We start from the raw sequence: 9,229 nt of genomic DNA on the forward strand, positions 1-9,229 counted from the left end.
TCCAGGCCCATTTCTGCAGGAATCGAGACCCGGGTCTAATAAAGTGACCGGATCACCCAGAGAGAGGAGTTGTGTAATGAAGAAGAAGCATTCGAGCCTTCTCGTCGCCGCGGGAATAGCGGCCTGTTTCACTCTCGGACTTCAAGGAACAGCCAATGCGGCCCCTGTGGGGTACGCGTCGGCATCGGTCGACGCAGCCATCAGGGCCTGGCCGACAGGGTGCTCCAACAGTCGGTGGGACGATGGCTGGCAGGCTCACTGCCGCAACAGCAATGGCGGGCACTACAAGGCGACCGTGACGTGCGTCCCCGACGGGGGCGGCAAGGGGATCGTGCGCTATCCCTCGGTTTGGAAGTCCACAGGAGTTTCCCACGTCGCCTGCCCGCCACTCACCTTTGCCGTGAGCGGCGGTATCATCACAAAGGCTAGTTAGCCTCAATCGGACATCAGGGTCTTTCGACTTGCTGACGGACCGGCGGGCCGCGCGATTTTCAGAGTTTACCGACCTTGAATGCGGCGTCCCGCTCCCAGAGACCCGCCTTTCGTCGGTCAGCCCGCCACCTGGCACATACGTCGTGCCGTCGGCATACCGGCCCTCCCCTGATATGTAGGCGATTTGCCACTTGTAGTGCGGCCATATGGGGTGGTTGTGGGGTAGGCAGGTTACTGACAGGCGCAAACCCCAGGTCACAGCGTGATCGCCGGACGGACTGTAAATCCGTCGGCTTAGCCTACCCAGGTTCGAATCCTGGCGCCGCCACGTGGAGGGAGACCCTCTTCGATCCGTTGAGAAGCGGATCGAAGGGGGTCTCTTCGTTGTGGGATCGCCCCCGCTCGGGTGTGACCCGGGCGAGGTGACGTGTCTCACGCGGTCCCGGCCGATGTCGACGCCGCCGGTCACGGCCGGGCAGCGGCCCGTCGTGGAAGCGCCGGCCGGTGGCCTCGGCGCGCGATCGCATGCCGCTGCGAACGCGGGGGCGGGCAGGGCCGGTTGGGGGTGCCCGCGGCGTGGCCGGTTGGGGGTGCCCGCGGCGCGTCACTCACGTCCGTGACGTGGCGCGGACAGCCGTGCCGCTCCGCGCGCGGTCACCGGGCACACTGGCCCCATGTCGTCGCGTCGCAGGAACTGCCCCGAGTGCCGTCGTGAGATCGCCGTCGTGGCCGGACGGTTCGCGCGGCACGACCCGCCGGGTGCGAGCGGGGAACTCGTGTCCTGCCACGGATCGCGCAGACCGGCCCAGATCGGGGCGGCCCAGCCCGCGCTCGACGGATACGCCGTCCCCGAGTTCCCCGGTCAGCTGCCCCTCTTCTGACCTGCTCCGCCGAGCCCTCAGTTGCCCGCCACCGACTTCACGGCCACGGAGACCGGTGTCGAACCGCTGATCGTCTCCAGGACCAGACCGGCCGTGGCCGGGGTCTCCAGGAGCTCCGCCAGGACCGCGGCCACGTCGTCGCGCGGGATGGGACCGCGCCCCGTGGACGCCTCCAGGCGTACGAGACCGGTGCCGGCGTCGTCCGTCAGCTGACCCGGGCGCAGGATCGTCCAGTCCAGGGCGTCCAGGCCCCGGACGTACGCGTCGGCCTCGCCCTTCGCCCGCTGGTACACGTCGAAGACCTCGTCGCCCTCGTGGTCCGGGTCCGCGCCCATCGACGAAACGACCAGATGACGTCGTACCCCCGCCCGCACCGCCGCGTCCGCGAACAGGACCGCCGCGCCCCGGTCCACCGTGTCCTTGCGGGCCGCGCCGCTGCCGGGGCCGGCGCCCGCCGCGAACACGGCGGCGTCCGCACCCCGCAGATGCGCGGCGACCTCCTCCACCGAGGCCGACTCCAGATCGCAGAGCACCGGCTCGGCGCCGGCCGCGCGCAGATCGTCGGCGTGCTCGGCGCGGCGGATGAGCCCCGCGACCTCGTACCCGCGCGCGACGAGCAGCCGCTCCAGCCGCAGCGCGATCTGACCATGTCCTCCAGCGATGACAATGCGCATGCTCTCGACCGTACGCCCGAACGAATGTGTTTGCCGCGCAACCATCCGGGTGCCCCAGGCGTCTCAACAATGTTCGCCGTGTCGGCGAGCGCCGGAAACATAGGGGGAAGTCATCACCGTCATGCACACATCCGTCGTACGTACGTCCGTGGCGCGCGCATCCGCCGCCGGGGCGCCCGTCTTCCGCCGCGCCTTCACCGGCGTCGGCTGCGCCGCCGCCGTGCTCGTGACGGTCGCCGCGTGCGGCACCGTCCAGAACCTCAGCGCGGGCCAGAAGGTGGACGCCGCCGTCGAGCGGCTCGGCGAACAGAAGTCGCTGGCGTTCGGCATGCGGCTCGACGCCGACCAGGACGACCTCACCGCGCTGATGGGCGAGGACGGCGAGGAAATGCCGCCGGAGATGGCGGAGTTCTTCACCGGGCTGAACATCGACGTGACGGTCAGGTCGAAGAAGCCGCTGGCGGAGTCCGGGGAGAAGGACCTCGTCGGTGTCGGCATGAAGATCTCGGGCGACGAAGGGGTCTTCACCGAATACCGGCTCGTCGGCGACTACATGTACTACCGACTCGACATGGAGGCCATGGGCGATGCGATGGGCATGCCGGTCCCGTCGCCCCAGGACCTCGACGAACTCCCCGAGAGCGAGCAGCACCTGAAGCCGCTCTTCGAGGGCGGTTGGGTCAAGATCAACACCGCCGACCTGGAGAAGGCCGGTGAGAAGGCGGGCGGCTCCGGCGGTCCGGGCGAACTCGACGCCAAGACGCAGAAGAAGATCCTGGACGCCGTACGCGGAGTCATCGCCCGCGAGGTCGACTTCAAGAGCAAGGACGGCAAGGACGGCGCCGAGGTCATCACGGCCAAGGCCAACTTCCGCGAACTGCTCACCGGAGTCTTCGACAAGCTCCAGCCGATCGAGGACGACCTGCCGCCGGGCGCCGAACTCCCCACGGCGAAGGACCTGAAGGACGCGCCGAACAAGAAGGTCGCCGTCGACTTCACCATCAAGAACGGCGACCTGACCCGGATCGAGACCGACCTCGCCGTCCTCGCCGACGACCCGAAGGGCGCCAAGGCCCCCCTGGTCCTCACCTTCGGCAAGGCCGGCGGGATCAGCGCCCCCAAGGGCGCCTCCGAGATCCCGGTCGACGACTTCGGCGGCCCCTTCGGCGGCGGCATGCTGGGCGTCTGACGCGCACTCGCCCGCCCTGGGCCGCCACGGCGACGCCCGGCCCGCCGGGGGCCGGGCGCCCCCAACGGGCCTGCCGGCCGACCGACTTCGGTGCCGGTCACCAGCACCGGCCCCGTATCCGGCATCCGTTGAGCCCACTCGGCAACACCGGGCACGCACGCGTGGAGCACACGAAGCACCCACGCGCGCGTGCCCGCACTCATGTCCACACCCCGCACACCCACACCCCGCACACCCACACCCCGCACACCCACACCCCCTACGCCCCCGAAAACGGCTTCCCCCGTCCCTGCCGAGGCAGATCCGTCACCACCCCGGCCGCCGACCCGCAGAACTCCCTCACCGCGCTGGTGCGCGCCACCACACGCCCCCGGTGCACGACGATCCGGCTGTACGCCAGGGAGAGCACGCCGGCGAGCCGGTCGCCGCGCACGGCCAGCAGCTCGGCGGGGAAGCCGGCCTCCACACGTACCTCGGGCAGGCCCAGGGCCGCCCGCGCCGCCCCGCTCACCGCGTCGTACGCGTCCTCCACGCGCAGCCCGTCCCGCGAGGCCAGCAGATAGGCGGCCTCCAGCGGATCGCCGCGCCCCACGGGGTTGGACACGTCCCGCAGCGCTCCGCTCCCCGCCGCGACCCGCACCCCGGCCGCCCGCAACAGCCGTACGGGGGCGGTCCCCAGGCCGTCCACAGTGCCGCAGCCGCCCTGAGGCAGAGAGACGACGGTCACGCCGGCGGCCGCGAGCTGGTCCGCGGCGCGGGACGCGGCCGGGGCGGGAAGGCGCGCGAGACCGGCGCACGGGCCGAGGGCCACTCCGGGGCGCAGCCCGCCCGCCATGGCCGCCAGCCGGGCGAGCCGTGCCGGGTCGTCGGCGTCGGTGTGCAGATCGACGGGACAACCGTGCTCGGAGGCGATGCCGAGCACCGCCTCGACGTACCCGGTGGGGTCCGGGTCCAGGTCGGGACACCCTCCCACCACGGAGGCGCCCATCTTCACCGCGTCCCGGAGCATCGCGAGCCCGTCCGCCCCCGCCACCCCGGTCAGCACCCGTGGCATCGCCACCGCCGTGACCTCGACGAGCCCGCGCAGCGCACGCCGTGCCCGCAGCACCGCCGCCAGCGCTCCGAGACCCTGGACGTCCCCCACGTGCACATGCGAGCGCAATGCCGTGGCCCCATGCCCGAGCTGGAGCAGTGCGGCCTCGGTGAACCGCCGCTGGACGTCCTGACCGTCGTACGGGACCGGGCCCTCGACCTCGGCCGACAGGGCCGTGTCGCCGTGGGCGTGCGGTTCGACGGGGGCGGGGAGGAGCAGATGACCGGCGAGATCCACACGCGTGACGGGGGCGCGGGACACGGCCGTACGCCCCGTCCCCAGGCTCCCCGCCGTGCCGACCGCCTCGATACGGCCGCCGCTCAGCCGGACGTCCACGACCCGGCCGTCCGTGAGCCGCGCACCGCACAGCAGCAGGGCGCCGGGTTCGTCCGGGCCCGAGGGCGGGTCGGACGAGGAGGGGGACGGCTGCGGCTGGCTGTCGGGCATCGCGCTCCCAGGGGCTCGGCGACGGCTGCACATGACGGCGGAGGCGGACAGGGACGGTCGAACTGGACGGGGACGGTAGGGCCGGGACGGAGGGGGCTGCGGGGACGTACGGGACGGCAGGCAGGGGACACAAGATCACGCAGAGTGAGACGAGCCTAGGCGGGCCGCCCGGCCTCGGCGCGGAGGAGCGCAATAGTCGTACCGGTGTGGTTCATGTGCGGTACCGGTGTCGTTTCTGCGCCGGGGCGCCACCGCGAGCACCGGGAGAACGGGCTCCGTCCGCGGCCCCCGGGGCACCGGGACAGGGGCGGCGGAAGCCCCGGCCCACCTCCCGGAAGATCCCCGCGCAGCCCGGCGAAGCGGGGCCCGGAAACGGATTTGGGCGAACGGCGGTGGGGCGTGTAATGTCTTCATCGCTCGCCCCAATAGCTCAGTCGGCAGAGCGTCTCCATGGTAAGGAGAAGGTCTACGGTTCGATTCCGTATTGGGGCTCTGGTGTGAAAGGTTCCCGCCGTCAGGCGGGGTCCGATCGCATCACAGCGGTGTAGCTCAGTCGGTAGAGCAAGCGGCTCATAATCGCTGTGTCACCGGTTCAAGTCCGGTCACCGCTACTGACAGTAGCCGATTGTGGGGTCGGTCCTTCGATCGGCTACTCTTCTATGCGTTAAACCTGTCCCATCCGTTCGTCAAGGAGCACTCACGTGGCTGCCACCGACGTCCGCCCGAAGATCACGCTGGCCTGCGTGGAGTGCAAGGAGCGGAACTACATCACCAAGAAGAACCGGCGTAACAACCCGGACCGTCTTGAGATGAAGAAGCACTGCCCGCGTTGCAACGCGCACACCGCGCACCGCGAGACGCGATAAACAAGGCTCGTACACGAGGCCGTTCCCGAGAGATCGGGGACGGCCTCGCGTCGTTGAGTGACCCGTACCGGCCGGTACTGCCGACCGGTACGGGCCAGGCCCGCGGTCGCCCGCCGAGCCCCGGCCGGCGGCCGTCGTTCCCGCTGAGCAACCAGGAGGTGCCGAGCCCATGGCGCTCGACCAGTCCTTCGTGGGGCGGTCCTACCCGCCCACCGACCCGTACGAGGTCGGCCGGGAGAAGATCCGTGAGTTCGCGGAGGCCGTGGGGGACGCCAACCCGGCGTACACGGACCCGGGCGCGGCCAAGGCGCTCGGATACCCCGATGTGATCGCCCCGCCGACGTTCGTGTTCTCGATCACGTTCAAGGCCGCGCGGCAGGTCGTCCAGGACCCCCAGCTGGGGCTCGACTACAGCCGCGTCGTGCACGGCGACCAGAAGTTCGCGTACCGGCGCCCCGTCCGGGCCGGTGACCGGCTCACCGTCACCTCGACCATCGAGGGCGTCAAGTCCCTGGCGGGCAACGACATCCTGGACGTCCGCGGCGAGGTCCACGACGAGGCGGGCGAGCACGTCGTCACCGCCTGGACCAAGCTCGTGGCCCGTGCGGCCGAAGGGGCGTGAGCACACGATGACCGCGAAGATCTCCTACGACGATGTCGAGGTCGGCACCGAACTGCCCACCCAGACCTTCGGCGTGACCCGCGCCACCCTCGTCCAGTACGCGGGGGCCTCCGGCGACTTCAACCCGATCCACTGGAACGAGAAGTTCGCCAAGGAGGTCGGCCTCCCCGACGTCATCGCGCACGGCATGTTCACCATGGCCGAGGCGATCCGCGTCGTCACCGACTGGACCGGCGACCCCGGCGCGGTCGTCGAGTACGGTGTGCGCTTCACCAAGCCCGTCGTCGTCCCCAACGACGACCAGGGCGCGACCATCGAGGTCACCGCCAAGGTCGGCGCCAAGCTCGACGACAACACCGTCCGCGTCGACCTCACCGCGATGAGTGCGGGCCAGAAGGTGCTGGGCATGTCCCGCGCGGTCGTACGCCTCGCCTGACGGGTGCCCGGAAGCGATGCGAGGGGCGCTCTCCCGGGAGGCGCCCCTTACGCATGTCCCAAGCCCCCTTGACCTAGTTAGTGATTGAGTACTAACTTTCTTGCATGGTCAGGATGAGCGCGGAGGAGAGGCGCGAGAGCGTCATCCGGGCGGCGATGAGCGAGTTCGCCCGCGGTGGCTACCACGGCACGTCGACGGAGGCCATCGCCAAGCGGGTCGGAGTGTCGCAGCCCTATCTCTTCCGGCTCTTCCCGGGCAAGAAGGCGATCTTCCTCGCGGCCGCGGAGCGGTGCGTGGAGGACACCATCCGCACGTTCGCCGAAGCCTCCGAGGGCCTGGAGGGCGAAGAGGCCCTGCACGCCATGGCCGACGCGTACACCAAGGTCATCGCCGAACACCCCGAACGCCTGATGATGCAGATGCAGACGTACGTCGCCGTGGGAGCGGCCGAGCAGGCGGGCGACCACGAGTTCGGCGAGGCGGTACGGGCGGGCTGGATGCGCCTGTGGGACACGGTCCACCTGCCCCTGGGTGCGGACGCCGGCGAGACGACGCTCTTCCTGGCCTACGGCATGCTCGTCAACTGCCTGGTGGCCATGGGCTTCCCGCCCGAACACCGGGTCTGGGAAGGGATGTACCCGTCGGCGCGCGCCAAGGGCCGGCTGGAGAAGTGACGGCCGGTGACGGCGGATGTCGCAGTCACCGCATGCCCTCGAAAGTTATTGATCAATAGCTAACCAACACGCGCTGGGGGAGAAATGCCAAAGGAAACAGCACCCGCCACACCCACCCGCTCAGGGGCCGCCTGGGCGCTCATCGTGACCAGCGTCGCCGGATTCATGGCGTCCCTGGACAACCTGGTCGTGACGACCGCGCTGCCCTCCATCCGGGAGGATCTCGGGGGAGAGCTGCACGACCTCGAGTGGACCGTCAGCGCGTACACGCTCACCTTCGCCGTCCTGCTGATGTTCGGCGCGGCCCTGGGCGACCGGTTCGGGCGGCGGCGGCTCTTCCTCGTGGGGATCACGGTGTTCACGGCGGCCTCCGCCGCGGCGGCCGTGGCACCCGGCATCGACTCGCTGATCGCGGCCCGCGCGGTCCAGGGCGTCGGCGCCGCGATCATGATGCCGCTGACGCTCACCCTGCTCACGGCGGCGGTCCCGCCCGCGAAACGCGGGATGGCGTACGGCGTCTGGGGCGCCGTCAACGGCCTCGCCGTCGCCTCCGGGCCGCTCATCGGCGGCAGCCTCACCGAGCACATCTCCTGGCAGTGGATCTTCTGGCTGAACGTTCCGCTGGGCCTCGCCCTGCTCCCGCTCGCCCGACTCCGCCTCCGCGAGTCCCACGGCACCGGCGCCCCGCTCGACATCACCGGCACCCTGCTGGCCAGCGGCGGCCTCTTCGGCATCGTCTACGGCCTGGTCCGCGGCCCCGCCGACGGGTGGACGGCCGGCCCGGTGCTGCTGGGCCTCGTCACGGGCACCGCGCTGCTGACCGGCTTCGTGCTCCACGGCATCCGGGCTGCGAACCCCATGCTCCCGATGCGGCTGTTCCGGTCCCGCGCCTTCGCCGGCATCAACGCGGCGAGCATGCTGATGTTCCTGGGGATGTTCGGCTCGATCTTCCTGCTCAGCCAGTACATGCAGGGCGTCCTCGGATACTCGCCCACCGAGGCGGGACTGCGGATGCTGCCCTGGACCGGGATGCCGATGCTCGTCGCGCCCATCGCCGGGATCCTCGCCGACCGGATCGGCGGCCGCCCGGTCGTCGCCACGGGGCTCTTCCTCCAGGCCGCCGGACTCGGCTACCTGGCGTACGTGGTCACCACCGATGTCTCCTACGCCGCCCAGCTGCCGGGCCTCATCGTCAGCGGCATCGGTATGGCCCTCTTCTTCGCCCCCGCCTCCCACCTGGTGATGTCCAGCGTCCGCACCACCGAGCAGGGCATCGCCTCCGGCGCGAACAACGCCCTCCGCGAGGTGGGCGGTGCCCTCGGCATCGCGGTCATGTCCTCCATCTTCGCGGCGCAGGGCGGCTACGAGACGCCCCAGACCTTCGTGGACGGCCTCCGGCCCGCCCTGGTCGTGGGCGCCGCGGTGGTGGCCCTCGCGGGAGCGGCTGCCCTGGCGATACCGCGGCGGACCCCTGCCCCCACCCCCACGCCGGAGAAGCCCGCCCGCACCCCCCAAAAGGCCGCCGCGTAGCACCCGCGAGGGCGGCGCCCACCCCCACCGTCCATGGCAACCACAGGCACCCGGCCCTGGTGCCGACCGGGGGAGGCCACGCAGCCTCCAACGCCGCATTGCCGCTGCGCCCACCCGTGCCGCCCCAGCGGCACGACTGCCCGCAGCCAAGTAGGAGGCCGGTCCGGGCGTCGGTCGGGACGGCGGGTGAGTCGCGTACGGGCGTAAGGGGGTGTGTCGGGGGGTGTCCGCCCGCAGCGGTTGGCGCGTCGACTCGTCCAGCTTCTCGGAGACCGATTCCGCGCCGTTCCGAGGACGGACACCCCCCCGCGCCCCCCCCCCCCCCCCCCCCCCCCCCCGGGGCGGGGGGGGGGGGGCGCGCGGGCCGGGGGGGGGGCGGGGGCGG

At 71.1% G+C, this 9,229-nt stretch carries 9 protein-coding genes and 3 tRNA genes; 10 read left to right on the forward strand and 2 right to left on the reverse strand.

Annotated elements, in window-relative coordinates; genetic code table 11:
• Window positions 1–642: 642 nt before the first annotated feature.
• Together AC067N_RS25595 and AC067N_RS25600 are read left to right on the forward strand one after the other, a co-directional pair.
• Window positions 643–760, forward strand: a tRNA-Tyr gene (locus AC067N_RS25595).
• 346 nt (window positions 761–1,106) lie between these two features.
• Window positions 1,107–1,313 carry a hypothetical protein gene (locus AC067N_RS25600; RefSeq protein WP_478681213.1) on the forward strand — a complete coding sequence of 69 codons (207 nt, stop codon included), beginning with the start codon at window positions 1,107–1,109 and terminating at the stop codon, window positions 1,311–1,313.
• A gap of 17 nt (window positions 1,314–1,330) precedes the next feature.
• On the opposite strand, the gene AC067N_RS25605 is transcribed toward AC067N_RS25600, so the two are convergent.
• Window positions 1,331–1,987, reverse strand: a complete 657-nt coding sequence (locus AC067N_RS25605; protein ID WP_478681214.1) for an SDR family oxidoreductase — start codon at window positions 1,985–1,987, stop codon at window positions 1,331–1,333.
• 121 nt (window positions 1,988–2,108) lie between these two features.
• On the opposite strand from AC067N_RS25605, the gene AC067N_RS25610 reads away from it, so the two are divergent.
• Complete coding sequence (locus tag AC067N_RS25610; RefSeq protein ID WP_478681215.1) at window positions 2,109–3,176, forward strand: hypothetical protein; 1,068 nt, start codon at window positions 2,109–2,111, stop codon at window positions 3,174–3,176.
• Between the two features lie 259 nt (window positions 3,177–3,435).
• On the opposite strand, the gene AC067N_RS25615 is transcribed toward AC067N_RS25610, so the two are convergent.
• Window positions 3,436–4,716, reverse strand: coding sequence for an amidohydrolase family protein (locus AC067N_RS25615; protein WP_478681216.1), 1,281 nt, complete (start codon window positions 4,714–4,716; stop codon window positions 3,436–3,438).
• Window positions 4,717–5,135: 419 nt separating this feature from the next.
• On the opposite strand from AC067N_RS25615, the gene AC067N_RS25620 reads away from it, so the two are divergent.
• The 7 genes from AC067N_RS25620 (at window position 5,136) to AC067N_RS25650 (ending at window position 8,844) form a co-directional block, all read left to right on the forward strand.
• Window positions 5,136–5,208, forward strand: a tRNA-Thr gene (locus tag AC067N_RS25620).
• A 46-nt stretch (window positions 5,209–5,254) separates the two neighbouring features.
• Window positions 5,255–5,327, forward strand: a tRNA-Met gene (locus AC067N_RS25625).
• Between the two features lie 90 nt (window positions 5,328–5,417).
• Window positions 5,418–5,582 carry a 50S ribosomal protein L33 gene (gene rpmG, locus AC067N_RS25630; protein ID WP_003948671.1) on the forward strand — a complete coding sequence of 55 codons (165 nt, stop codon included), beginning with the start codon at window positions 5,418–5,420 and terminating at the stop codon, window positions 5,580–5,582.
• Window positions 5,583–5,751: 169 nt separating this feature from the next.
• Window positions 5,752–6,204: an FAS1-like dehydratase domain-containing protein gene (locus tag AC067N_RS25635; protein WP_478681217.1), complete on the forward strand. Its 453-nt coding sequence runs from the start codon at window positions 5,752–5,754 to the stop codon at window positions 6,202–6,204.
• 7 nt (window positions 6,205–6,211) lie between these two features.
• Complete coding sequence (locus tag AC067N_RS25640; protein ID WP_478681218.1) at window positions 6,212–6,640, forward strand: MaoC family dehydratase; 429 nt, start codon at window positions 6,212–6,214, stop codon at window positions 6,638–6,640.
• A gap of 104 nt (window positions 6,641–6,744) precedes the next feature.
• Window positions 6,745–7,314, forward strand: a complete 570-nt coding sequence (locus AC067N_RS25645; RefSeq protein ID WP_478681219.1) for a TetR/AcrR family transcriptional regulator — start codon at window positions 6,745–6,747, stop codon at window positions 7,312–7,314.
• Between the two features lie 84 nt (window positions 7,315–7,398).
• Window positions 7,399–8,844, forward strand: a complete 1,446-nt coding sequence (locus AC067N_RS25650) for an MFS transporter (protein WP_478681220.1) — start codon at window positions 7,399–7,401, stop codon at window positions 8,842–8,844.
• Window positions 8,845–9,229 lie beyond the last annotated feature (385 nt).

The organism is Streptomyces sp. NPDC042364, assembly GCF_056437585.1.

What these genes read in the sequence shown, in the direction of transcription:
- AC067N_RS25600 (WP_478681213.1), top strand. Translation starts at nt 1,107, where the DNA reads ATGTCGTCGCGTCGCAGGAACTGCCCCGAGTGCCGTCGTGAGATCGCC.
- AC067N_RS25605 (WP_478681214.1), bottom strand. Translation starts at nt 1,987, where the DNA reads ATGCGCATTGTCATCGCTGGAGGACATGGTCAGATCGCGCTGCGGCTG.
- AC067N_RS25610 (WP_478681215.1), top strand. Translation starts at nt 2,109, where the DNA reads ATGCACACATCCGTCGTACGTACGTCCGTGGCGCGCGCATCCGCCGCC.
- AC067N_RS25615 (WP_478681216.1), bottom strand. Translation starts at nt 4,716, where the DNA reads ATGCCCGACAGCCAGCCGCAGCCGTCCCCCTCCTCGTCCGACCCGCCC.
- AC067N_RS25635 (WP_478681217.1), top strand. Translation starts at nt 5,752, where the DNA reads ATGGCGCTCGACCAGTCCTTCGTGGGGCGGTCCTACCCGCCCACCGAC.
- AC067N_RS25640 (WP_478681218.1), top strand. Translation starts at nt 6,212, where the DNA reads ATGACCGCGAAGATCTCCTACGACGATGTCGAGGTCGGCACCGAACTG.
- AC067N_RS25645 (WP_478681219.1), top strand. Translation starts at nt 6,745, where the DNA reads ATGGTCAGGATGAGCGCGGAGGAGAGGCGCGAGAGCGTCATCCGGGCG.
- AC067N_RS25650 (WP_478681220.1), top strand. Translation starts at nt 7,399, where the DNA reads ATGCCAAAGGAAACAGCACCCGCCACACCCACCCGCTCAGGGGCCGCC.